This window comes from Streptomyces sp. NPDC023838, assembly GCF_040639555.1.
Lineage (GTDB): Bacteria > Actinomycetota > Actinomycetes > Streptomycetales > Streptomycetaceae > Streptomyces.
Genome location: NZ_JBFAAD010000064.1, coordinates 1 through 21,692 on the forward strand (window position 1 = coordinate 1; position 21,692 = coordinate 21,692).

Sequence of the window (21,692 nt, forward strand, 5' to 3'; positions counted from 1 at the left end):
GTGCGGGTGACCACCACACCGCGTCCCCGGACCCACCAAGCGGCTGTGCGGCCCTGTGAACGCCCCGCGCCCGGGCCAGGGGCCCCGCCCCTGCGGGCGCCTGACGACCGCTCACACCCGCCGGACGCCCGCGAACAGCGGGCGCAGCGCGAAGGCCCCGCCCGGCGCGCAACCCGACACACCCACGGCCCATCCCCGCCGCACCCGCAGACCAAGCCCCCCACCCACTCTTCATCATTTGGGCGCAGGGATCCGGGCAGAAGGGGATGCCTGACCTCCCACCAAGCCCCACCACGGGCCCTGAACTGCGAATCCTCGCCGCTCATCAGAAACGTGGTGTACCAGATTCTGTACCAGATGCCGTACCGGATCGTGTACCAGGTTGTGTACCAGATACGGGAGTTCGGCGCGGTCCGCCGCACGGCGGGCGCAGCGCGGAGGCCCCCGCCGACGCGCAACCCGAAGGCCGGCGCCCCGATCCCCTCCAGCGCCGCTCGCCCCCGCCCCCATTCCTCCCCCTTTTTTCTTGTCTGGGGCGGGCGAGGGGCTCTGGAGGGGATGTCTGGCTCCCGTACCACGCCAAAACCCGTGGTGACCAGCAACGTTCGCGAGGCGGCCGGGAGGTGAGGTCAGGGGATAGCTCAAGGGGTTGTGCAGGAGATTGCGCGGGGGATAAGCGCACGAGATCCAGCCCGGCCCCCGGGCGACAGCCTGACGACCACTCACGAAGGCCTAGGTGCAGAGACACGGGTCGGCCCCTGCACTGGGGGACAGTGCAGGGGCCGGAGGTGGTGCGTCAGGAGAGTTCGCCGCGCCGTTCGAGTTCCGAGATCATGAGGTTGATCTCGTCGTGTCCGGTGTCCGCCAACTTCGGGTCCCACCCTCGGGCGGAGAGGTCAGCGGTTACGGCTCCGTAGCTGCTGATCCGCTGCTTCAGGTAGTCGGTGCTCATCTCGCGGTACACGTCTGCATTGCTGTCCACGTCGGGCATCCTTCCGGGATCAGGGGAGCGGGTCTCCGTCCAGCTCGGGCGGCTCGTCCCACTCGGGGCCGTTCTCGGGGGTCAGCTGTCCACATGCCATGCAGCGTTCCTTGCCGTGCCGGACCCCGACCCGGCCGCCGCACTGCGCGCACTCGCCTCGTTCCAGGACCGGGCCGCGTCCGGCCTGGCACGCCGGGCAGGTGTGGCCCTCGGGCCCGAACGTCCAGCCGGACCGCGCGACGACGTCCTCGAACGTACCGGGGCAGTCGTCGGGTTCGAACAGGAACGCCAGGCAGTTGCGCCGGTCGCAGGTCGCGGCGTCCCGGATCACTTGCCGGTGCCCTTCTCGGGGAGGCGGTAGACGGGCGCGGTGTAGGTCAGGCCGTCCGCCCTCGGCTTCCATCCGGCGGCCCGGTCCGGCTCGAAGTGCGCGGCCGGGAGGACCTGGAACCCGTATTCGATCAGCCGGTGTCCGGCCGATGCCGCGCGGAAGTCGTCCCACTCGGGGAGTTCGATGCGCAGCATCTGCTCGGGCTCCGGGGTGTGGTTGGTGACCGTGATGACGTAGCCGCGGGGGTCGGTGGGGGTGGCTTCGGCCAGGAAGGCGCCGCCGGGTGCTTCTGCGATCTGCTCGCGCAAGGTCGGCGCCTTCGGGTCCGGTGCCGTGGTCCCGCCGTACAGGGTCTCCCGGTCGGTGTGCTGGACGAGCCAGTTGCGCCACGGGGCGTGCTGGCCAGCGCGCATCCGATCGACCCGTTCGGCGACGGTGGTGTGGTGGGTCTGGGTGACTTCCCCGATCTCCCGCAGGGGCATGCGGGCGCCGCCCTGGGGGCCTTCCTCGCGGGCGTACAGGACCAGTTCGGCCTCCAGTGCCTCCAGCCGGGTGCGGAGGCGCCGTACGTCCCTCAGTGCGGCCCACAGCCGGTCACCGTCCATCTCCTCCCCGGCCCGCAGGGAGTCGAGTGCCTGGATCGCGGTGTCCGTCTCGTCCGCCAGGGTCCAGCCGTGCACCTGGCCCGACCGGAAATGCAACAGATAGGACGTGGTCCCGTCGGCCCACCACGTGGTGGCCCCGTTGCGGCCCCCGAGCCGGGTCTCGGGCTCGGTGTCGGTGTGGGTCAGGGTGATGCGGCCGGTGTGGTGGGCGTACTGCGGGAGTCCGGCGGTGGGCGTGTTCTCGGTAGCCATGGTGATCCTTTCTGGGAGGCGGGGCAGGGAGGAACCCAACCCCTTGTCGGGTTAACCCGACACATTGAATGTAGGGGTGACCCGACATGAGGGGCAAGGGTGAGTCCCGGCCAACTGGCGTACTCGGGAGGCGCGTTGGCGTCGCTTCTCTGCCGCGAGGGACGGGTCTCGGGGAGCCGTCGCAGGTCAGAGCGCATGACCAGGCCCCGCCCACCCGAGGGGGAGCGGGGCCTGGCCGTCCTGGTCGCGGCCCTGTGGCCGTGGTGCACAGTCTCCCGGCGGTGTCCTTACCCGTCCTTCTTCTTCGGCGGCTTGGGCTTGCGCTGGGAGTGGGCGCCGATGCCGCCGGACAGCGGGTTCGCCTGGCGCGGTATCCCGTTGGCGGTGCGGCCCGGGGCGTCGCCGCCCCGGCCGCCGTGGGTCTGGATGCCGCTTCGGACACCGGCGGTGGCCGAGCCGGGACCGGTCACCAGGCGCACCGCGCCGCCTGCGGTGCGGGCCGTGGCGCGGGCGACCCTGACGGAGTCTCCGATGCCGGGCGCCTTCCAGATGATCCAGAGGGCCACTCCGAGGGCGATGACGGTGACGCCGAGCCCGGAGACGACCGCGCCCTTCTTGTCGCTGGCCTCCATGGCGGCCGCCATGCCGAGCACGATGATGACGACCGGTTCCACCAGGATCAGCGCGATCATGAATCCGGCCCACCGGCGTACGTGGCCCCACAGGTTCTTGTCGACCAGGCCCGCGTAGACGACGACTCCGAGCAGCGCGCCGACGTACAGGCCGAGCGCGCGCAGCACCAGGAGCAGCCACAGGGCGCCACACAGCCCCACGGTGGCCAGGGAGACGGCCGCGAGGATGAGCGGCCCCCCAGGCGTGTTGCCGCTCTTCAGACGGGCGCCCAGGCTGTCGAAGAGGCCGCCCGGGGTGCTGCCGCCGAACGCGGCGACCATGGCGTCGGTGACGGCGCTGGTGGCGCCGATCACGGTGTAGAGGATGAGCGGGGTGAACGCGGCGGCCAGGACGGTCATCCAGAGCAGGCCGACCGCCTCGCCTATGGCGGTGGTCATCGGCACCCCGCGGATCGCGCGCTTGGCCACGGCCAGGAGCCACAGCACCAGGACCAGGACGGTGGACGCGGCGAACACGACCGCGTACTGCTTCAAGAAGCCGGAGTTGGTCATGTCGACGGCGTTGCGGTTGGCGACCACCTTGCCCAGCTCGCGGGCCGTCCAGTCGGCGGCGTCGGCCATGGAGCGGGCCAGAGCGGTGAGCGGGTCGTTGTCGTCGCCGGGTATCTGGGACGTCGAGCCCTTCCCGCTGCCGGACTGGCCGGACTCGCAGAACTGCTTGGCCGCGCCCTGGATCATGCTGCACGGGTCATCGGTGAGCGGCATCAGGCCCTCACTCGGCAGTGGGTGGCGGGGTGCGGGCGCACGGTGGTGTTCCCCTTCGTGGTGACGGTCAGTGCAGGGTGCGGCGGGCCTGGCGGAGCTGTCCCGCCGCGGTGGTCAGGGCCTGGCCGGACAGGAGCAGTGGGCCGGCGGGCGGCGGGCCGGGCGGGCGGCGGAGGTCCGTCTGGCCGAGCGCGGCGGCGAGTTGCTGCACGGCGGTGGCCAGCGCGTCGCACATCCGGGCCAGGTCGTCCACGCCCTGGCCGACGGTGTGCGGGTGCGCCCATGCCGCTCGGCCCGTGCGCACATCCCGTACCAGTCGCTCCACCGCATCGGCGGCGACCCGCGCGTGCTGTCCTGCGTTCTGCGGCGGCATCCGGCCCTCCGGGGCGGGGGTATCGAATTGATGTGTCTGGTACGTCAGTGCAGGTCGCGCACGCGTGGGATGTGTCGGGGCGCTGACACATCGACACATCGCGCGGGGCCCCGGTGACGCACTGAGGCGCTGCACCGACGCATCCGGACACGACCCTGCCACGGGGCGGACACATCACGACAGGGCTCCTCGCACATCCGCCAGGCGGTAGACGGTCGGCCTCTTCGGGTCGGTGTCCAGCCGGGCGGTAGGGATGTCGAGCCCGGCCGCCCTCAGCTGCTTCCTGAGCTCACGGCCGAACAACAGATTGCGGTTGGGCTTCCCGTCCCACTGCCCCCACACGGCCGGGTCGGCGGCGGCCAGGTGGTCCGCGAGCTGCCCGATGGTCAGTGCCTCGGGGTCACCGTGTGTGGCGAACGCGTCCAGGAGCAGGCGGACGACCGGTGCGGTCCCGGCCGGGGCCGACGCGGCCGGCAGGGGCGTCATCGCTTCGAGTTGGGGCAGCCCCTTCGCCAGGCGCTCCTGGGTGCGGCGGTCGGCCTCGGTCGGCGGGAGCGGGGAGACGTAGCGCAGGACCGGCTGTTGGTGGCGGGGGGTGATGCAGTAGAACCGCCCCGCGTCTGCCGGGTTGCTGGGGTCAGGGGACGGCACCAGGAGGTGGGGCAGCCAGCCGCGCGAGACGGCGTCCCCACGGCCCACCACCAGGGGGACGTCCGCGGCGCGGCACGGAAGCATGATGCGCACACCGGGCACGCCCGCGATGGCGTCGCCGAGCACGTCCTCCGTCGCGTCCTGACTGATGATCACCACGGTGACCAAGGCCTCCCGGCCGGTCCGCAGCAGCTGAACGGCGAGCTGCTTACCGCGTTTGCTCAACTCCGGGTACTCGTCCAGGAACACCAGGATCGCCGGTCCGTCGGCGGTGGGGTGCCAGGTGTCCTGGGTCGGCGGCATCGAGGCGATGCGCCACCGGGCCCGTGCCAGAAGTTCCTCCAGAAGCACTTCGGCCTCCTCGGGGGTGCGGGCGCGCTTGACGGCCAGCGGCGCGAGCGCCTTCAGCCCCCGCTTCATCGGGTCGATGTCGACGACGACCGCGTCCCGGCAGGCCGTGACGTACTCGGCAATCGCCTGCACCATCGACGTCTTGCCGCCGCCGGTATCGGCCACGATGATCACGTGCTGTCCGGCCAGGACCACCGGGGTCGTCTCGCCCTCGATGGACAGGCCGAGGCTGAACGGGTCGCGGATCGAGCACGAGCCGGGCGCCCGCTCCGGATAGGGCAGCGGGAGCGCGAACGGGTCCGTCGTGAGGATCCGCAGATCGACCAGCGCCGCGTCCTCCGGGTCGGCGGGCGCCGCCATCACCCGCGACGTACCCACCCGCAGCGTCGTCGCCACCGCCTTCAGCACGCCCACCAGTTGCTCGGCCGTACCGGAGGCGAGAACCAGCGGGACCCGCCACCCGTACGCAGTCTCCTGCGGGACCCGGACCTCAGCCACGGCTACCCGCTCCTTCGCCAGCGCCAGGCGCACCGCCTCCCGCGCCTGGCGGGGGTCGCGCCCGGCCTCCCGGATCGCGAACGGCTCCGGCTCCGGCGGTGCGGCCAGCTCCGTATGCGCGGGAACGCTGTTCGGCACGAACAGCAGCTTCGGGACCGGTGGGCGCCGCCAACGAGGGTTGCGGCCCTTGGCCCACGCCATCGCGGTGAACACGGCGGCCGACAGGGCGGTGAGCGTGAGTCCCGCGAGCGCGGACAGCCACCACGTCCCGAGCCAGGCCGCCAGGAGCAGCGGCAGCACGAGGGCGGCGGTGCGGTGGCGGCGGGCACGGACCTGGCCGTAGCCGATCTGGAGCATCGACGGTGTGACGTCGAGATGCTTGAACTCCTCTTGGCCGATGCGCATCTGGAGCTGGGACCACTGCATCATCCGGTAGGAGATCATCGGGGAAGCCCCGTACCCGCCGCCGTAGTAGCCGCCGCCGTAGCGGCCGGCGGATCGCTTCTGCATCTGCATCCGCTGCATCTGCATGAACGTCTGCTGCTTCTGCTGCTGCTTGAGCAGGCCGATGTTCTGGGTGACCTCCGCCCGCTGACGCTGCATCATCCGCTGCCACAGCCGGTACTGGTCGTTCAGCACCCGGTGCGCGATGTGGGTGTCCGTCAAGTCTTCCGCCCGCCACCAGCGGCCCCACTCCGCCCGCAGATGCCGCACCCCCGCGCCGAAGGTCCCACCGTCTTTCCGGCTGGTGCCGGTCGCCATGGTCTCGTTCCCCCGTGGTCAGATGCTGCGGACGAGCATGTCGCCGACCGTGTTCCCGCTGGTCTGGATCAGGCCGAGCGCCATGCCGATCAGGCCCGCGCTGGCGCCGAGCCACACCCCGACCAGCGCACCCCGCAGGACCGGAGACTTCAGGTCGTGACGGCCGCTCTTGATGAGCCCCAGGTAGAGCGCGAGCAGGCACAGCCCGGCGATCACCCCGCCCACGCCCACTTTCTCCCCGCCGGTCAGCGGCGGCTTGGTGCCGCTACCGGCGGCGGCGGTGGTCCCGGCTGCGGACTCCAGCGCGTACCGACCGATCCCGTCCCCGAGCGCGGCCGTAGTGCCGCCCATGGTGCCCAGGACGCCCCCGCCGAGCAGCAGCAGCGCAGCGATCGCCACCCCCGCCGCGAAATGGATCGGCGGTGTGGGGTCCCCGCCGCGCCATCGGCCGATCTGGTAGAAGAGGACGACCAGGCCGAGCGCGACCGCGCCGATACCTCCGGCCGCCGCACCTGTCGTGTTCATCGGTTCACACTCCTGTCAGCCAGCGGATTACGGCGCGCCCGATCACGCGCACGACAGCGAAAACGACGGCCCATCCGACGATGGCGGCGGCCAGGCGCAGCAGATAGCCGGTGTAGGCGGTGGACCAGGCGCGGGAGACCAGTGCGCCCACGCCGTAGAGCACGTTGCGTATGACGTCGACGACCACCCGCCCGAACACCCCGCCGATCGGGGCCACCATCAGGAATCCGATGGCCAGCGCGGGGAGCAGTACCCAGCCGAGCAGGCCCAGCGGGCCGTCCGTCGCGGCGGTGTGCGCCACGGCGTCCGAAAAGCTGCTGCCGCCCCAGGTCACCCCCAGCGCCACCAGGACGGCCGGGACGTTGACCTTCAGGTGCAGCCAGCGCAGATCCAGGCCCCGCTGTTCGGCGGCTGCGGGCACGTTGGGCAGGTGGGAGACGACCGCTTCCCCGATCGTCACGGCGATCTCGTGTGCGGCTTCCAGGCCCGCGCTGCCGTGCACCGCCACCGGCCACGCGTCATCGTCAGCCGGGCCGGGGCCGGCCTCCTGCTCGCCCCAGGCGGGGGCGTCCTTGAACGCCGGATCCTCCCCCGGCGCTGGTGGGTTCTCGGGGGCGGGCGGATCCTGCGGCGGCGGTACCCGCCACCACTCCGGTCCGGTCTCCGCCTTCACCGGCGGGTCGGCCGTGTCCGGGACCGGCGGGGGTGTCCCGTCCGGTACGGGCGTCTCCGGGGGCAGCGGCTGGTGCCACGGGTCCGCGCCCGGACCGCCCGCGCCGCCGCCTATCTCCCCGTCGGTCATGCCGTGCGATGTCCCTCCACCAGGCGCACACGGGCCCGCCGCACCAGCGGTCGGGCACCGCAAATAGATCACCAGTTGCAATGTAGCCCTCACTCGTGGTGATGGCACAGGAGTTCCCCCACCCAACTCGCGCCCCAGGCCAGGGGCATTGGGCGCAGATACGCATGACTCGCCATGTACCGGCCCCTGTACGGGCGTGTGACCTGCGGTGGTCGGGCCTGTGGTCGGGGGCCATGAGCGCAAGCAGACCGACGTCCGCCCCGGTCCCCGCCCACGCCTAGCTCTTGGTCCGGCTATCGCGGACAAGGAGGTGTCAGCCTGCGGAAACGGCTTGCCCACTGGAGTTGACCAGGGGAAACGCTCATGAACGCGGAAGGGGGGTTCACACCTTCGGCAACACCCCCGGTGCACCCCTGGGTGCGCCTGTGCAGCCAACGGTGCAGACACCTGTGGGTGCAACCCCCGGAGCGGCGCGCCCCGGGGTGGGCAAGCCTGGCCGCTCCAGGCTTGCCCAGCCGCACGGCGGGTCACATCGTCATCGTCTTGACGATGGCGATCACTATCCCGTTCAGGGCGACGGCGGTGGAGAGGGCGACAGTGACCGGCTGGGTCAGGGCCGGGCGCCGGTGGACGGCGTAGCCGATACCGAGGGCGGCCGCGAGCAGCACGACGTACGACACAACGAGCAGGGCGGTAACGGACATGGGTCCCCCCAGGGGATCGGGGCACGCGAAAGAGCCGCGTGCCGGTGTGATGGATACAGAGCAGGTGTTCAGCCCTTGTGTCCCGGGCAGAGCGCCGGACAGGACGCCGCAGGGTGACTCAGGCGGGGGCAAGCCCCGCAAGCCCGCTCCGAGCCGAGCTGGCACGTCGATTGCCCGGCCCCTCCAGAAGCCCCTCCAGGACCCCCACCATGGGTCGGCCGGGCCCACCTGTAGGCCCCTCCACGGCAGGTCAGCGCGTACCAGCGCCAACGCGGGTCGGGGCTGTGCGCGGTGGTGCGGGCGGGGGAGGATACGGGGTTATGAGCACCACTCGCCCGATGCTGAACCAGCGGGAGGCCGCCGCCGCGTGTGGCGTCAGCCGCACCACCATCCGCCGCCGCCGCGAGGAAGGCGCGCTGCCCAACGCGGTCCAGGACCCGCAGCGCGGGTGGCTGATCCCGGTGGAGGATCTACTGGCGGCCGGGTTCCGGCTGAACGCCCCCGCCGGCCCCGACCCCGACGCGAGCCCGGCCGGGGTGGTCGGGCACGGCGGCCAGCACCAGGGCGACGACGTCGCGGCGCTGCGGGCCGAGCTGGAGCGCGTGCGGCACGAGCACGACCTGGCCCTGGCCCGGGCCGACTTCGAACGGCAGCTCGCGCAGAAGGAAGCCGAGCACCTGCGCGTGCAACTGGAGGACCGGGCCGAACGCATCCAGGACTTGCAGCGGGCGCTGGCCGCGTTGACGCCCGCCCCCGAACGCACGGGCCTGGCTACCAGCGGCGCGGTGGTGCCGGAGCAGGGACGGCCAGGCCCGGCGGTACCCGCAGACACCGGCAGCGAGGAACCGCGGCGGCGCTGGTGGGGCGGGCGCCGCCGATGACCCGCCGTGCCTGTCACCCATGTGAGGGATCGACAGAGGCACCCGTGCGCAGGACGATCCGCAGAAAGCTTGGAGACCGGACGTGTGAGCGCGGCCGGTCTCGCGCGTGCCTGAACGGCGCGTACAGGTGACGGGACAGCGAAGGGGCGGCACCCCTGGTGGGGTGCCGCCCCTTCTGCCATGCGCCATCGTGGCGAAGTCCATCAACCCCAGGCGTCGACTGCGTCGACGATAGCTCCGCGCAGGTCCCAGTCCTCGGACCTCGTGACGGCAAGGTCAGGCCGCCCTGCGAGGCGTGCGCGAGTGACGGCTGCCACGACATCCGGGGCGCTGTACGGGTCGATGCCCAGCGGGTATGCGGTCCGGCTGCTGCCACGGTCCGTGAGTGCCCACCCGTCGCTGCTGTTCCAGCTCAGGTAGACGCCATCGGGCCATTCGTCCTCGCACACAGCGTGGTCGGGGAACTGGAAAACGGCATCCAATGCGTCGTCATCGTCGCTGGTGCGAAAACCAGTGGGGGCCATGCCCAGGTCCGCAAAGTGCGCGTGGACGAGGTCCATATAGGGGTCGTGCGGCAGGCGATCCATCATGTTGGCCTCCTCGAAGAGCACGCTATCGGGCGGCGCCGTGCTCGACCGCCATCTCGTGCGTGGCCAGGTCGATGGTGTAGCCGTCGGTGATGAGCTGGCGTGCCTCCTGGCGGATCTCCCCGGCGGTTGTACGCGCGACCGTCAACCGCTCTTGGATCTCGGCGAGCGGGACGCGCTCCGGGTCGATGTCGGCGGGAGCGACGTCGGCGGGGTGCGCGGCGAGCAGCATGCGGGCGACGCGGCGGGCGTTGCGCTGGCGCGGGGTGAGCCGGGCGTAGTCGTCAGCGGCCTCCGCGGCGGCTTCGAGCGCGGCGGCGCGGGCACGCGCCCGCGCCACGTCGTCCTCCCGCTGCGCTGCCCGCGTCTCCGCCTCCAGTGTCCGCAACCGGTCCTCCGCCGCCCGGCGGGCGAGTTCCTGCGTCTCCGCCTCCAGGCGCTCCGCCTCCGCCAGTTTCCGCGCCGTACGCAACTTCTCGTCGGCGGCGGCGGCCTGGTCCGTCTCCGCCCGGCGCAGGGCGGCGGCGGCCTCCGCCGACAGCAGCGCCTCTTCTTCCGCTGTGGCGGCGCGCTCCGCCTGGAAGCGGCGCTGCTCCGCCAGGCGCGCGGCCGTGGCCGCCTCGGACTGCGCGGTCGCCGTGCGGGCGGTAGCGCCGTGCTGCGCGGCCTCGATGTCCGCGGCATCCTCGATGGCCGCGATCCGGGCTTCCTTGTCCTGCTCCGCCTCGCGGCGGGCGGCCTGGCGCTGGCGCTCCGCCTCCAGACGCTGGCGCGCCCGCTTCTGCTCCTCGCGCTCCGCCGCCTCCCGCTCCCACTGCTCCGGCAGCGCCAGCGCCTGCTCGACACTGAACCCGCGCGGCGCCATCGTCAACGGCAGCAACTCGATCTCGCTCGCCGCCTTGAGGCTCCCGCCGTGCTGCTGCTTGAGCCAGACCGTGTAGCCCTCCAGGGCCTGCTCCCGCTCGATCATCTGCGCGTAGGAGCGCACCCCGGCCAGACGCATCCTGCGGTACAAGCGGCCGGTGCTGACGGGCGCCAGCGTCCAGCGGTGCAGCGGGATGCGGTCGGCCGTGTTGAGTGCGCCGGCCTTCTTGAGCAGGTGCCGCAGCGCCTCCACCCCGAGGACGAACAGGATCGGCATCACCCCGTGCGACGCGGCGTGCAGCGGTTTGTCGGCCAGGGCCTGCCACACGCTCTGGTCGTCGCCCGGGGTCAGGCCGTCCGAGGCGTTGAACACGACGGTGACCACGGTCATGGCATGGGCGGCGAACCGCAGCAGCGGCATGGGACGGCGCGCGCGGACCATCACCAGGTCGAGGGCGAGCAGGCCGACGATGCTCGCGTCGATGCCGATCGGGAACCAGGGGGCCAGGCCGCCGAACCCGACGTCGCGGGCGAACTGGCGCAGCGTGGCGTAGGAGGCGGCGAACCCGATCGCGCCGACGGTGGGCATGCAGACCAGCGCCACGGCCAGCAGCGCCCGGCCGATCCAGCGCGCCTCACGCGTCTCTGCGGGCGGCTCAGGGGCGGCCACGGCGGCCGGGGCCAGATGGCCACCGGCCCCGGCCCTGGACACGGCAGAGCCAGCCGCCGTGGCCGCCCCCGCCTCGCCCTTGCGGGGGCTGGGCGGAATCGCTTCGGGACTACCCGGAGCGGCCGGGGTGGCCACCGGAGCGGCCCCGTTCGTCTCCGGAGCGGCCCCGGCCTTGGCCCCCTGGGTGGCCGGGTGCTGGTTACCCGTCAGCGTCTGGTTCATCCCGGCATCCTCTCCTGTCCCGGGGGTGCCCGGAGCACCGACCCGCACATCCGGCACGGAAGCCGGTGCGCCCGGCGCCGACGGGGCGCGGCGGTGTCCGTTGAGCGCGGGAGCGGAGCGTGGGGGCGGGTACGTTTCAAGCTGCGTCACGGGATTCCTCCGTGTCGTAGGTCGGGACCGCTGCGCGGTCATGGCCGGCGGGGCCAGGAGTTCGCGCTCCTGGCCCCGCGTCACGTGCGGGTGGAGGCGCGGGCGATGACGCCCCGCGCGGTCGCGGTGGTGTGGTGGTGCTCCTGGCGGACGGGCGCCGTGTAGTGGTGGTGGTGCGTGTCCGGGGCCGCCTCCACTACCTCCCGGGTACGGCTGAGGACACGGGCCAGGGTGAGCAGGGCGGGGACGGGCGCGGCGGCGACCACGGCCACGGCCACCGGGTCGATGTGGCCCACCACCCACAGCAGCGCGGCGGCCGTCCCGCCGATCGGCACGGACGCGACGCTGGCCGTGAGCATCAACGCGCTCGCGTCGGTGGCGCGCTGGGACATGGGCGGGCGGCCGGGCTGGGGGACCGGCAGCGCGCTGCCGACCACGGGCACGGGGGTGTCGTCGCGGTACGACGTCGGCACGGCGGCGGGGGGCTGGTAAGCGGCTTCCACGGCCGCGATGAGGGCGGCGGCCTGGGCGGCGGCGCCGGGGTCGGGCTGGGTGTTCATCGGTGCCTCTCCATCACGGTGAGTAAGTGTCAGACGGGGGTGCCAGTGCGGGGTTTTCTGACAGTCAGGGCCTGTCAGCGGCGCTGTTCGGTGACTTCTCTATAGGCCCCGGGCGGCCCTGACTGTCGAATGTCAGCGCCGCCCGTGACTGTCATACCGTCACATTCCGTGACGGCTAGGCGGGCTGGAGCGGGGAGGCGAGGATCGTGTACTCGCCGTGCCCGTCCCGCCGCAGCACCCCGAGTTCGGTCAGCTTTTTGAGCTCGCCCTGGAGCCACGGCCTTTTGCGGGCAGCGGCCACCGTGGCGGGGATCAGGTCGTTGGGCTCGAACTCCAGCCGCCCGGCCGCCAGCCAGCCGTCGAGCTCGCTGTAGAGGATGTGCCGCGCCTTCTCCGTGGAGACGTCGGCCGGAGCCTCGAACTCCATCCCGCCCTCCGGGTCGGCCTCGGGCACGTCGTCCTCCAGGCGCAGCGAGGCGTAGTCCGCGTCCGGCTCCGGGTCGGTGGGGATCGCGCCCATCACCTCGTCGTAGGCGTCCTGGAGCTCCTGCGCGGCGGCGGCGTCCAGCTCGCTCATCTCGTCGTCCTCCCGGGACGGGTCGGGTTCATCGGCGGCCGCCGTGAGAGCGGCCACGGGCACCGGAGCGGCCTGGACTGCCAGGGACGCGATGCCGGGCGTGGTCTTGTTGGTGCCGCGGTGGGCGCGCTGCGCGTACGCCTGCCCCAGCGCGGCCGCGGTCGTCTCGTCCAGCGGGTCCCGGTACGGGGCGGCGGCCGCCACCAGGTCCGCGAGAACCTGCCGGTCGGTGAGCCCGGAGCGGGCCTCCGTCGTCCAGCGGGACTCGGGAATGCCCATGCCGGTGGCGAACGCGTAGCCCGGCCGGTCGCTGCCCCACTCCGGAACGGCGCCCGCGGCGACCACGCGGTCCGGCAGGCAAAATCCCGCGTCGCCCGCGTCGTCCACACCGAAACACACCGAGCCCTGGAGGTTGGCCCGCACGTCGGTGGAGACGTTGGTCCAGGTGGCGCGCTGGAGGCTGATGCCCAGCCAGATGCCCACGCTGCGGGCCTTGCGGGCGATCTCGTCCAGCTCCGCGAAATCGGCCACGTCGGCCGCTTCCTCGATCCACACCAGCATCGCGTTGAGACGGGAAGCGGGGGTCCACTGGTCCAGGCCCTCCGCCGCGAGGACGTCGCCTCGGGCCTTGATGGCGGCCGGGAGCGCGCGCAGCATCCGCTTGGCTTCCTTGGCGTCCTGGATCAGCCAGTCGATGCCGTCCGCGATGTGCCCGACCGTCTGCTTCCCCTTGGCCAGGTCAACGAGGAAGACGGTCATCTTCCGGCGGGTGGCCAGGTGCGTGACCAGGGCGCGCAGGAACTCGCTCTTGCCCGCGCCGGTCACGCCCATCACCAGGACGTGCTGGAGGATCGCGGCGCTGAACGGGTCGAGGCACCACACCTCCCCGTCGGCGTAGAGGCCGACCGGGATGGGGTGGGTGGGCAGCATGCCCAGAGCGTCCGGCATCGCGAACTCGACACCGTCCTTGAGCAGGTCGGCCACCCGGAGCGAGATCGTGCCGCGCGCCGCGTTCTCCGTATCCGGGGTGACGACCACCCCGGACGGCGGCACTTGAAGCGCGGCCGCGACCTGCGCGGTGGTGCCCTGCACCGCCGCGATCGTCCCGCCGGGCGTCACCTGGACGTCCGCCGACACCGTGCCCTTCCCCGACCCCTTCGCACCCTTGACCTGGACCTTTTCCCAGCCGATCGCTTCTGCGAGCGCGCCCAGGCCGCCGCCGTTCTCCTCTGCGACGTCGCCGCTCGCGCCGTTGCGCATCAGCTGGCGCACGTTCGCGGACGCGGCGAACAGGCCGCCGGCCAACGCCCACAGGTCCACCATCGGATGCCCGAACGGCCCGGCCGACGTCGCGCACGTCAGCCAGCCCATCCCGGCCGCCACCGACGTGGTCGCCTGGATCCGGCGGAACCGCGCGTACGCGCTCCCGCCGGGGGTGGCCTTCCACGCCACGGCGGTCAGGGCCGCGCCGCCGACCGCGAGCCCGGCCGACGCCAGTCCGGCCGACAACGGCGCCCCGCCCCACATGGTGTTGGTGGCGAACCCGGCCAGCGGCGGCAGCGACGCCGCGCCGATCCAGGGAGCGGTGTACGGCAGGATCTTGCCGACGGTGTAGCCGACCAGCTGCCCGACGAACCCGCCCTTGCCGACCGTCACCGGCACCACCTCGCTGCCCGCCACGGGCGCGGCGGCCGCGGACGCGGCCTTCCTGCGGGGCGCCATCACTCCTCCCCGATCGTGAACGTCGGACGGGTGGTCTTGGTGGTCCGGCGCTGACGCGCCTCCCGCTCCGGCCGCACGAAATGCCGGTCAAAGGCGAACGCGAACTTCAGCGCGCCGACCCCCAGCGCCCGCGCCGCCTCCGCGCTGACCTTCAGGTGCGCGGCCACCAGCCGGGCGCGGATACGGCTGGAGGCACCGAACGTGAACCACTGGCCCTTGTACGTCGACAGGACGCCCTGGACCTCCTCCGCCCTCATCCCGAGGATGAGGTGGAGCTCGCGACCCAAGTAGTTGATCGCCTTGGCCAGCGCGAGGATGTCCTTGTCCGAGCGGATCTCGATCCGCTCGATCGCGTAGATCATCCGGTCGCCCTGGTGACGGTCGGCGGCACCACCGGCCGCCGCCCCACCGCGACCGCCGCCGCGCCCGCCGCCGCCGTTGCCGCCGCCGTTACGGTTCACGGTGACGTTCACCGGCGGCACGAACGAGGAACCCAGACCGCCGACGAACGCACCGGCCGCGGCCCCGGCCGCCGTGCCCGCACTCGCCGCGCGGGAGGCGCGCGGCGGCGCCGGCCGCGAGGGCCGAGGAGCCGGCCCCGGGTCGGGCGCCTGGCGGGGCGGGGTCACCGGACGCGGCGGCGCCGTGGTGAACGTCGGGTCATCAGCCCAGTTGTAGGGGGTGCTCATGCCTCGGTCTCCTCGTGGATCGTCATCGCGCCGAACCACAGCGGGGTCCGGATCTGGATCAGTTCGGTGTCCGGGTCGCCGGACGCGGCCGCCTGGTCGGCGGCCCGCTCGATCAGCTCGTGCGCCGCCATGAACTTCGCGGTCGCCAGGGCCGCGTACACGTCGCCCGGCCCCAGCCGGGTCCGCGACGCCAGGCGCACCGCCAGGCGCGCGACGCGGGACAGACGCTCAGCCGCAGCGAACGCGCGGTCCACCAGCGCGATACGGAACTGCCCGTACGCCATCAGTCAGCCCTCGTCGTCGAAGCGGTAGCCGTCGGGGATCTCACCGGCGCGCAGCGTGGCGGCGATGGCCCGGTACTCCGCCGCGTTCTCCCGGGCGATCTCGGCGGCGCGGCCCGCGCACGCGCGGGTGTAGTCGCTGTAGGCCGGATCGGCCGCCACGCGCTCACCGTCGGCGGCACCCTCCTCCGCGCGCGGTGCGGCGACCTTCTCCCAGTACTCGACGTCCGTGGCGATCCGCTGCCAGTCGATACGGGTCATCAGGGTGTCCTCCCTGTGCGTTGTGCGGGGCCGGGCTGTCCGGTCCTGCGCCACCCCCAGCCGTCGGGCTGGGGATGACACAGGCCCGTCAGTCCGCGCACGAGCACGCACACCCCGCACCCACGCACCGGCCGCACTCCCGGCAGGCGTCACACGCCCGGCAGTGGTGGCAGGCGCGCAGTTTCGGCGGCCAGCACGAGCAGTTGGCGGTCGGTGCCCACGGCTCCTCGGACCCGAACATGCCGAGCTGTCCGGTCACCGGCACCTCTGCCGTGTTCCTCGGGGCGCGCGGGGGCACCCGGCGGGGGCTCACCGGCCGCCGCCCTTCGGGTAGCCGTGCCCGCGCGGCGGGTACTCGTCGGCGTCGTCCGCCTCTACCAGCCCCATGAACACGACCGTCTCGAAGGCCGGAGGCTCGTCGGCCCCGTCCCCGACCGGGCCGATCATCCCGATCACGTCCTCGATCAACTGCTGAGTGCGCCGCCGGTCGGCACGCCGCTTGCGTCCGAACACCGCGATCACTCCCCCTCGCCGGTCGTCGGAGCGGGGTAGGTGTGTCCGGGCGGCGGGTAGGTGTGGCAGCCGCACGTGTCGGACATCAGCCCCTCCTGTACGACCGCCACGAACGTGTCGTCCGCGCCGACCGTCTCCGCCAGGTCGTCCAGGCACCGCATCAGCTGGTCGGTGAGGAACCCGTCCGCCGTACGCGCCTCGGCCTCGATGTCCCTCACCGGGCCACCCCCGCCCGCTGCCACGTCGCGGCCAGCGCGGCCGCCGCCTCGTTCGCCGACACCAGCGCCTCGTGCGCCGCCGCCCGCGCCGCCGCCATCTGCATCGCGGCCTCGATGCGCGCCGCCTCCGTCTGCGCGGCGGCCTGCGCCTGCGCCCGCGCCTCATCCACCGCGCTCACACCGCACCCCCGATCCCCGAAGCCGGGGTGAGGGTGCAGCGCACAACGGTGACCTCGCGGCCCGCGAGGCCCGGCCCGGCGAGCACCGCCAGGAGCCGCGCCTGCACCTGGACCGCCGTGGCGGGCTCGGTCAGGTACGTACGGCCCGACGCCTCCACCAGACCCTCGCTCGGCCACGGCCCACCCAGGCCGGCGGACGCGGCGGGGAACGCGGCGGCCAGGTCGTAGACGTAGGCACCCGGCGCGTAGACCACACCGTGGCCCAACGCATCCCGCGTCACCGCGTCCAGGACGCTGTCCCCAGTCTGGTGGCGCTGCTCCGCCAACTGCCCCTGCCGGTACTCCGGCGAGCTCGTCACGGCGTTCATCGCGCACCCCCGAGCTCGTCCCGCTCGAACGTGAAGTACAGAACCGTGAACTCGGTCGTCCCGAGGTGCTGCGCCATCGAGGCGCGGATCTGGAGGTACGCGCTCTGCCGCGTCGCGAGCACCAGCTCCAAGGCCGGATCGGCCGCAGCCGCCGGACCCACGTGATCGATACGATCCATGCAGGATCGCCTCCCTGCACTGCCTAGTCATGGTCAGAGGAGGTGGATCTCAGGCCCCGACCGGTGGTGAAGCACCGGCCGGGGCCGTCTTGCATGGCGCCCACTAGACGCCACTAGTGGCATTATGCACGCCACTAGTGGGAACGAAACAGGGGGTTGCGTAAATTCGCCACTAGTGGCCTTATGGTGGTCACTAGTGGCACAACAGGAGAGGGGACCCCGTGACCAGGCGCGTTAGCGCAGCTCAGATTGCGCAGGAGTACCGAGAGAAGATCGACGACGGGCACTTGCAACCCGGCGACACCATGCCGTCGCTGACGGACGTTGCCGCCGAATACGACGTTGATCGGACGACAGCCAACCGGGCGTTCCGCCTGCTCAAGGCGGACGGGTACACGTACGCCCGGCCCGGAATCGGCACGGTTGTTGCGGCCCGGCCTGCCGTTGTTGTGACCGGCTCCGCCAAGCTCGACCGGATGGAGCGCGGCGGCAGTGACCCAGTAGACACCGGTGACGCCAAACACAGGGCCGCACGGCGCAGCATCGCCGACCCGATCATTGCCGAGCTCCTCGAAGTCGAGCTGCATGACGAAGTGGTTGTGCGCGAACGGGTCACCATCCGCGCCAACACGGTGACCGTCGTACAACGCAGTGTCTTCCGAATCGAAGCCCTAGAGGTTCTGCCGGAGCTCATGGCTCAGGGCCCCACTGGCTACGACGGCGGTTGGTGGGCGGAGTACGAACGGCGCACCGGACACGCACTCGACCGCTCGCCGGAGCGGCGTAGCGCCCGTTTCGCGACCGTTGCCGAGCTGACCCACTTCGGTTACCCCGACCCTGCACTCATCACGGCGCCTGTCCTGGTTCTCTACACGGCATTTCACGGCGCCGCTGGCCCCGTCTGCGCATGGGAAGACGTGTACCGGCCCGGCCTGTGGCAGACCAGCAAGTAGAGACTTGCCACGGGTGGCATCTGTGTGCGTTGGGGGCCTCTCGTGTACGAGCATGGGGGCCGCACAACACAACAGGCCCCGCCGAAGCGGGGCCTGGAGAGGGTCGGTCCGGGGTGGAGCCCGGTGCCGGCCAAAGCACCTGAGCTTTGGATGGAGGTGCGCTCCTTGAGCGTACGACGAATCGCTAGCACTGCACCACAGGACCAGGGGCGTGTGCGGAAGTGCACAAGCGGCGCCCGGCTGGCGGGGGTGGCTAGGTGAGCTACCAGGCGCAGACGTGGGTGGACAAGGTCGGCATCAAGCAGTGCCAGAACACCGGCGAGCTGGTGGTTCTGCTGCGGGTAGCGAACCACACCAACGGCGATATGCGCGGCTGCTACGCCTCGGCGGACACGCTGGCGGGTGAGTGCCTGATGGGCGAGTCCACGGTGTTGAAGCACCTGCGCCGCCTCAAGGCCGGCGGGGCCCTGGTGCCGGGTGACCCGAAGCTCGTGAGCCACCTGCGGGCGGACCGCCGCCCCCCTGTCTATGACCTGGCTGGCGGCCACGAACCGGGCTGCCCCGGAGGACACAGCGTGGATGACATCTGCCGGGTTGAAGCCACGGGTGCTCAGATCGAGCACCCGCAGAAGCCCGCCCGCGCCACGGGTGCTCGATCTGAGCACCCGCAGAAAAAGCCCAGGTCAGCGGGTGTTCAAATCGAGCACCCGTCGAAAGAAACACCCGTCACGGGTGTTCAAATCGATCTCTCACGGGTGTTCAAATCGAGCACCAATAGTTGTAAGGATTTGAACTCTCTCTTCTCTGTCCCCGCTGGCGCGTTCGCGGCACCGTCGTCACAGCCGTCCCACAAGCGAGAGAGAGAGACGGCTCCGCCCGAAACGGCGGCGGCTGATGTGGTCGTTGCCGCGTACGAGGCGGCCGCCGGTCAGCGGCTCGTGTCGCGGCTGCGCAAGCGTCTGCGGACGGACGCAGCCGAGCAGCTCGCCAGGGGCGAGTCGGTGGAGTGGCTGGCGGCCCGCGCGGCAGAGATGCCCGCGAAGGGCTGGCTGGACCTGGCGCGCCACTGCCACGTCTACCGACAACGCCAGGCATCGATCCCGGCGCAGTCGGGTGCGAGCGCGGTCTACGGCGACCGGCCTCCCGCGACGCCCGAACAGGTCGCAGCGCTGCGGGCTCGGCTGGCGGGGAGGATGTCGGGGCTATGAGCGATGACGTGACCCGCGCGCTCCCGCAGGACCTGGAGGCGGAGCAGGCGGTCCTCGGCTCGATGCTGCTCTCGGCCGAAGCCATCGTCCAGGTCGTTGAGATCCTGACGGCCGCGGATTTCTACCTGCCCGCGCACGGCATCGTGTTCGACACCGTGTGCTCGATGGCGGTGCGCGGCGAGCCGTGCGACCCGATCACGGTCGGTGCGGAGCTGAACCGGGCCGGGCACCTGGCCCGTATCGGCGGCGCGGCCTACCTGCACACCCTGGTCCAGGCGGTGCCCACGGCCGCGAACGCCAGCTGGTACGCCACCCAGTTGCGCGGGCACGCGCTGCTGCGCGGCGTCATCGAGGCCGGCACCCGCGCGGTGCAGTCCGGCTACAACGCCAGCGGCGACCCGCAGGAGATCGCGGAACGCGCGGTGGCGGATATGCAGGCGGCCCGGGACCGGGGCCTGGCGGTGCGGGACGAACCGCTGCTGCACCTGGACGAGTTCCTGGACCAGGCCGACGACGTCCCCGAGTGGGTGATCCCCGGCGTGCTGGCCCGCTGGGACCGGCTGATGGTCACCGGCGGCGAAGGCGGCGGGAAATCCCTGTGGCTGCGGCAGATGGCCATGCGCGCCCTGTCCGGCCTCCACCCGTTCAAGAACGCGAAAATCCGCCCGGTACGCGTGATGCTCGTGGACGTCGAGAACAGCGAGGATCAGGCCCGGCCCTGGATTCGCAGCATGGCGGCCGCCGCCCGGCAGGAAGGCGCCCGCCCCTCCAGCGAAGCCCTGACTCTCGAATTCCGGCCCGGCGGGCTGGATCTGACCAACCCCGCCGACCGCTCGTGGCTGGCCCGCCGTGTCGAGCAGGCCCGCCCGGACCTCATCACCATCGGTCCGCTGTACAAACTCGCGCTCGGAAACCCGAACGAAGAGGAAACCGCACGGACGTTGATGTCCGCGCTGGAAATGCTGCGCGTCGCGTCCAACGGCGCGGCCATGCTGATCGAGGCGCATTCCCCGCATGCCGTCCCCGGGGCAAAACGCCGCGATCTCCGGCCGATCGGCAGTTCCCTGTGGCTGCGCTGGCCCGAATTCGGATTCGGTCTCTCCCCCGCCACCGAAATGGGAGCAGCCGAACTCAGGCTCATGGACTGGGTGCCCTGGCGCGGCTCCCGCAGCGAACGCGCCTGGCCCGAACAGTTCTGCCAGGGCGTCACCTGGCCCTGGCAGGCCATCGACTACACGGGCAACGCCCCCATCCCGGCCCTCACCCTCACCGACGAGCAAGTCGCCACGCTCGGGATCGACATCCCCGCACCGGCCAGCGAGCCCGACCCCGAGCAGGCAGACGCATCCTGAGCCCCTGAGCGCCCCTCTCCCGCTCCTTCATGCCGCCCGGGTCTCTCTGGTTGTCCGGGGTGGAGATCGGCGCTCATAGGGGCGTATGGCGCCTCTGGGGGTCGGATGCCGGTGATGGACCGTCACCGGGCCTGCGTTCGGAGGAACCAGCGTGACCGACCCCCGGAAAGCCGTCGGTCGGTCCCACCTGCGGTAACGGGTCCTGGCGCGGTGCCTCGCGCGTAATGCGTGCACACGTGCACGGGCACACCCGTGCACACGAAACAGGCCCGCCACGCGCCCGCCGGAAGCCCGCCGGGGCTCACCCGGCCCGGCGGGCGCTGGCGGGCTCCCGGCGGACCGCTGGCGGACGCGTGGCGGGCGGCGGTGGGCCTCCTCCAACGCCCCCTCCAGCCGGGTGGGCGGGGGCGGGAGTTGGGGACGGCGGCGTCCAGGCCGTGGTGGTGGCCGGCCCGCGGCTGAGCTCAGCGCCGTGATGGCCGGGGCGGCCGCGCCGACCGGGCCGGGGCGCCCCATATCTGGTCCAACAACTGGTGCAGCAACTGGTCCAACAAGTGGTCCAACAACTGGTACGCCTCCCCAGCCCGGTGCCTCGGGAACGCGCTGCTCAGGGCCGGGTTTTGAGGTGGAGGGAGGTCTGATATCCCCCTCAGCACCGTCACGCCCCACCCAGTCAGGAAAAGGAAGGGAAGGGGTGGGCGGTGGCGGCGCCTCGGGGGATCGACCGGGCGGCATCCCGGGGTGCGCGTCGGCGGGGCCTCCGCGCCCCCTGGAGGCCGCGAGCGGCCGTCAGACGCACTGCGCCGGGCAGGCTGGGCGGTCCCGGCCCCGGGCGACGGTTCGGCGCCGTAGGGCAGCACGAGGGGCGTGGCGCCGGACTTGCCGGGCACTTGCCGAGGGCTTGCCGGTAGGCGGCCTCGGACAAGTCCCGGCAAGCGCCCGCCAAGTCCCCGGCAAGTGCTCCGGCAAGTCCGGCGCCAAGTCCGCGAAGTCCCGGAAGCGGGGCGCGGCCGCGGTCCGGCGGT

General features: G+C 72.2%; 25 protein-coding genes. 4 read left to right on the plus strand and 21 right to left on the minus strand.

The features are described 5' to 3' along the window. Positions 1-796 precede the first annotated feature (796 nt). The 9 genes from AB0G17_RS36425 to AB0G17_RS36465 all read right to left on the minus strand — a co-directional run bounded on the left by AB0G17_RS36425 (position 797) and on the right by AB0G17_RS36465 (position 8,233). Positions 797-982, minus strand: a complete 186-nt coding sequence (locus AB0G17_RS36425) for a hypothetical protein (RefSeq protein WP_361392280.1) — start codon at positions 980-982, stop codon at positions 797-799. A 19-nt stretch (positions 983-1,001) separates the two neighbouring features. After that, positions 1,002-1,313, minus strand: a complete 312-nt coding sequence (locus AB0G17_RS36430) for a hypothetical protein (RefSeq protein WP_361392283.1) — start codon at positions 1,311-1,313, stop codon at positions 1,002-1,004. Further along, positions 1,310-2,170, minus strand: a complete 861-nt coding sequence (locus AB0G17_RS36435) for a hypothetical protein (RefSeq protein WP_361392286.1) — start codon at positions 2,168-2,170, stop codon at positions 1,310-1,312. Before AB0G17_RS36435 ends, AB0G17_RS36430 begins: the two co-directional genes overlap by 4 nt. A gap of 287 nt (positions 2,171-2,457) precedes the next feature. Beyond that, positions 2,458-3,567 (minus strand): hypothetical protein, encoded by a 1,110-nt coding sequence (locus tag AB0G17_RS36440; RefSeq protein ID WP_361392289.1) that lies wholly within the window; start codon positions 3,565-3,567, stop codon positions 2,458-2,460. Between the two features lie 67 nt (positions 3,568-3,634). After that, complete coding sequence (locus AB0G17_RS36445) at positions 3,635-3,940, minus strand: hypothetical protein (protein ID WP_361392292.1); 306 nt, start codon at positions 3,938-3,940, stop codon at positions 3,635-3,637. A gap of 174 nt (positions 3,941-4,114) precedes the next feature. Next, the gene (locus tag AB0G17_RS36450; protein WP_361392295.1) at positions 4,115-6,202 is read right to left on the minus strand and encodes a hypothetical protein; all 2,088 of its coding nucleotides are present in this window, start codon (positions 6,200-6,202) and stop codon (positions 4,115-4,117) included. A gap of 18 nt (positions 6,203-6,220) precedes the next feature. Then, a complete protein-coding gene (locus tag AB0G17_RS36455) occupies positions 6,221-6,727 on the minus strand; it encodes a hypothetical protein (RefSeq protein WP_361392298.1) in 507 nt (168 codons plus the stop codon). A gap of 4 nt (positions 6,728-6,731) precedes the next feature. Then, positions 6,732-7,529 carry a hypothetical protein gene (locus AB0G17_RS36460; protein ID WP_361392300.1) on the minus strand — a complete coding sequence of 266 codons (798 nt, stop codon included), beginning with the start codon at positions 7,527-7,529 and terminating at the stop codon, positions 6,732-6,734. A gap of 527 nt (positions 7,530-8,056) precedes the next feature. Continuing rightward, entirely contained in the window at positions 8,057-8,233 is a 177-nt protein-coding gene (locus AB0G17_RS36465; RefSeq protein ID WP_361392303.1) for a hypothetical protein, read from the minus strand. 320 nt (positions 8,234-8,553) lie between these two features. On the opposite strand from AB0G17_RS36465, the gene AB0G17_RS36470 reads away from it, so the two are divergent. Next, complete coding sequence (locus AB0G17_RS36470; protein ID WP_361392306.1) at positions 8,554-9,114, plus strand: helix-turn-helix domain-containing protein; 561 nt, start codon at positions 8,554-8,556, stop codon at positions 9,112-9,114. A gap of 203 nt (positions 9,115-9,317) precedes the next feature. On the opposite strand, the gene AB0G17_RS36475 is transcribed toward AB0G17_RS36470, so the two are convergent. From AB0G17_RS36475 to AB0G17_RS36530, 12 genes are all read right to left on the minus strand, one after another. Further along, on the minus strand, positions 9,318-9,704 hold the full coding sequence (locus AB0G17_RS36475) for a hypothetical protein (RefSeq protein ID WP_361392309.1): 387 nt from the start codon (positions 9,702-9,704) through the stop codon (positions 9,318-9,320). Between the two features lie 22 nt (positions 9,705-9,726). Then, complete coding sequence (locus AB0G17_RS36480) at positions 9,727-11,457, minus strand: DUF2637 domain-containing protein (protein ID WP_361392312.1); 1,731 nt, start codon at positions 11,455-11,457, stop codon at positions 9,727-9,729. Positions 11,458-11,687: 230 nt separating this feature from the next. After that, positions 11,688-12,167 carry a hypothetical protein gene (locus tag AB0G17_RS36485; RefSeq protein WP_361392315.1) on the minus strand — a complete coding sequence of 160 codons (480 nt, stop codon included), beginning with the start codon at positions 12,165-12,167 and terminating at the stop codon, positions 11,688-11,690. 175 nt (positions 12,168-12,342) lie between these two features. Then, positions 12,343-14,466 carry an FtsK/SpoIIIE domain-containing protein gene (locus tag AB0G17_RS36490; RefSeq protein ID WP_361392318.1) on the minus strand — a complete coding sequence of 708 codons (2,124 nt, stop codon included), beginning with the start codon at positions 14,464-14,466 and terminating at the stop codon, positions 12,343-12,345. Further along, positions 14,466-15,155: a hypothetical protein gene (locus AB0G17_RS36495; RefSeq protein ID WP_361392321.1), complete on the minus strand. Its 690-nt coding sequence runs from the start codon at positions 15,153-15,155 to the stop codon at positions 14,466-14,468. The genes AB0G17_RS36490 and AB0G17_RS36495 overlap by 1 nt, the downstream gene beginning before the upstream one ends. Beyond that, positions 15,152-15,439: a hypothetical protein gene (locus AB0G17_RS36500; protein ID WP_361392324.1), complete on the minus strand. Its 288-nt coding sequence runs from the start codon at positions 15,437-15,439 to the stop codon at positions 15,152-15,154. The genes AB0G17_RS36495 and AB0G17_RS36500 overlap by 4 nt, the downstream gene beginning before the upstream one ends. Positions 15,440-15,442: 3 nt before the next feature. After that, a complete protein-coding gene (locus tag AB0G17_RS36505; protein ID WP_361392327.1) occupies positions 15,443-15,697 on the minus strand; it encodes a hypothetical protein in 255 nt (84 codons plus the stop codon). 309 nt (positions 15,698-16,006) lie between these two features. Next, the gene (locus AB0G17_RS36510; protein WP_361392329.1) at positions 16,007-16,210 is read right to left on the minus strand and encodes a hypothetical protein; all 204 of its coding nucleotides are present in this window, start codon (positions 16,208-16,210) and stop codon (positions 16,007-16,009) included. 5 nt (positions 16,211-16,215) lie between these two features. Next, on the minus strand, positions 16,216-16,428 hold the full coding sequence (locus AB0G17_RS36515; RefSeq protein WP_361392333.1) for a hypothetical protein: 213 nt from the start codon (positions 16,426-16,428) through the stop codon (positions 16,216-16,218). Continuing rightward, entirely contained in the window at positions 16,425-16,607 is a 183-nt protein-coding gene (locus AB0G17_RS36520) for a hypothetical protein (protein ID WP_361392336.1), read from the minus strand. Before AB0G17_RS36520 ends, AB0G17_RS36515 begins: the two co-directional genes overlap by 4 nt. Next, positions 16,604-16,975 carry a hypothetical protein gene (locus tag AB0G17_RS36525; protein ID WP_361392339.1) on the minus strand — a complete coding sequence of 124 codons (372 nt, stop codon included), beginning with the start codon at positions 16,973-16,975 and terminating at the stop codon, positions 16,604-16,606. The genes AB0G17_RS36520 and AB0G17_RS36525 overlap by 4 nt, the downstream gene beginning before the upstream one ends. Continuing rightward, entirely contained in the window at positions 16,972-17,154 is a 183-nt protein-coding gene (locus AB0G17_RS36530; protein WP_361392342.1) for a hypothetical protein, read from the minus strand. Before AB0G17_RS36530 ends, AB0G17_RS36525 begins: the two co-directional genes overlap by 4 nt. 221 nt (positions 17,155-17,375) lie before the next feature. Between AB0G17_RS36530 and AB0G17_RS36535 the strand changes: the two genes are divergently transcribed. The 3 genes from AB0G17_RS36535 (at position 17,376) to AB0G17_RS36545 (ending at position 20,667) form a co-directional block, all read left to right on the plus strand. Further along, positions 17,376-18,107 carry a GntR family transcriptional regulator gene (locus AB0G17_RS36535; protein ID WP_361392345.1) on the plus strand — a complete coding sequence of 244 codons (732 nt, stop codon included), beginning with the start codon at positions 17,376-17,378 and terminating at the stop codon, positions 18,105-18,107. A gap of 257 nt (positions 18,108-18,364) precedes the next feature. Next, positions 18,365-19,315: a helix-turn-helix domain-containing protein gene (locus AB0G17_RS36540; protein WP_361392348.1), complete on the plus strand. Its 951-nt coding sequence runs from the start codon at positions 18,365-18,367 to the stop codon at positions 19,313-19,315. Beyond that, positions 19,312-20,667: a DnaB-like helicase N-terminal domain-containing protein gene (locus AB0G17_RS36545; RefSeq protein ID WP_361392351.1), complete on the plus strand. Its 1,356-nt coding sequence runs from the start codon at positions 19,312-19,314 to the stop codon at positions 20,665-20,667. Before AB0G17_RS36540 ends, AB0G17_RS36545 begins: the two co-directional genes overlap by 4 nt. Positions 20,668-21,692: the final 1,025 nt, after the last annotated feature.

Bases quoted from the DNA above. Each gene is read 5' to 3' on its own strand.
- AB0G17_RS36435 (WP_361392286.1), bottom strand. From the start codon at position 2,170: ATGGCTACCGAGAACACGCCCACCGCCGGACTCCCGCAGTACGCCCAC.
- AB0G17_RS36440 (WP_361392289.1), bottom strand. From the start codon at position 3,567: ATGCCGCTCACCGATGACCCGTGCAGCATGATCCAGGGCGCGGCCAAG.
- AB0G17_RS36445 (WP_361392292.1), bottom strand. From the start codon at position 3,940: ATGCCGCCGCAGAACGCAGGACAGCACGCGCGGGTCGCCGCCGATGCG.
- AB0G17_RS36450 (WP_361392295.1), bottom strand. From the start codon at position 6,202: ATGGCGACCGGCACCAGCCGGAAAGACGGTGGGACCTTCGGCGCGGGG.
- AB0G17_RS36455 (WP_361392298.1), bottom strand. From the start codon at position 6,727: ATGAACACGACAGGTGCGGCGGCCGGAGGTATCGGCGCGGTCGCGCTC.
- AB0G17_RS36460 (WP_361392300.1), bottom strand. From the start codon at position 7,529: ATGACCGACGGGGAGATAGGCGGCGGCGCGGGCGGTCCGGGCGCGGAC.
- AB0G17_RS36465 (WP_361392303.1), bottom strand. From the start codon at position 8,233: ATGTCCGTTACCGCCCTGCTCGTTGTGTCGTACGTCGTGCTGCTCGCG.
- AB0G17_RS36470 (WP_361392306.1), top strand. From the start codon at position 8,554: ATGAGCACCACTCGCCCGATGCTGAACCAGCGGGAGGCCGCCGCCGCG.
- AB0G17_RS36475 (WP_361392309.1), bottom strand. From the start codon at position 9,704: ATGATGGATCGCCTGCCGCACGACCCCTATATGGACCTCGTCCACGCG.
- AB0G17_RS36480 (WP_361392312.1), bottom strand. From the start codon at position 11,457: ATGAACCAGACGCTGACGGGTAACCAGCACCCGGCCACCCAGGGGGCC.
- AB0G17_RS36485 (WP_361392315.1), bottom strand. From the start codon at position 12,167: ATGAACACCCAGCCCGACCCCGGCGCCGCCGCCCAGGCCGCCGCCCTC.
- AB0G17_RS36490 (WP_361392318.1), bottom strand. From the start codon at position 14,466: ATGGCGCCCCGCAGGAAGGCCGCGTCCGCGGCCGCCGCGCCCGTGGCG.
- AB0G17_RS36495 (WP_361392321.1), bottom strand. From the start codon at position 15,155: ATGAGCACCCCCTACAACTGGGCTGATGACCCGACGTTCACCACGGCG.
- AB0G17_RS36500 (WP_361392324.1), bottom strand. From the start codon at position 15,439: ATGGCGTACGGGCAGTTCCGTATCGCGCTGGTGGACCGCGCGTTCGCT.
- AB0G17_RS36505 (WP_361392327.1), bottom strand. From the start codon at position 15,697: ATGACCCGTATCGACTGGCAGCGGATCGCCACGGACGTCGAGTACTGG.
- AB0G17_RS36525 (WP_361392339.1), bottom strand. From the start codon at position 16,975: ATGAACGCCGTGACGAGCTCGCCGGAGTACCGGCAGGGGCAGTTGGCG.
- AB0G17_RS36530 (WP_361392342.1), bottom strand. From the start codon at position 17,154: ATGGATCGTATCGATCACGTGGGTCCGGCGGCTGCGGCCGATCCGGCC.
- AB0G17_RS36545 (WP_361392351.1), top strand. From the start codon at position 19,312: ATGAGCGATGACGTGACCCGCGCGCTCCCGCAGGACCTGGAGGCGGAG.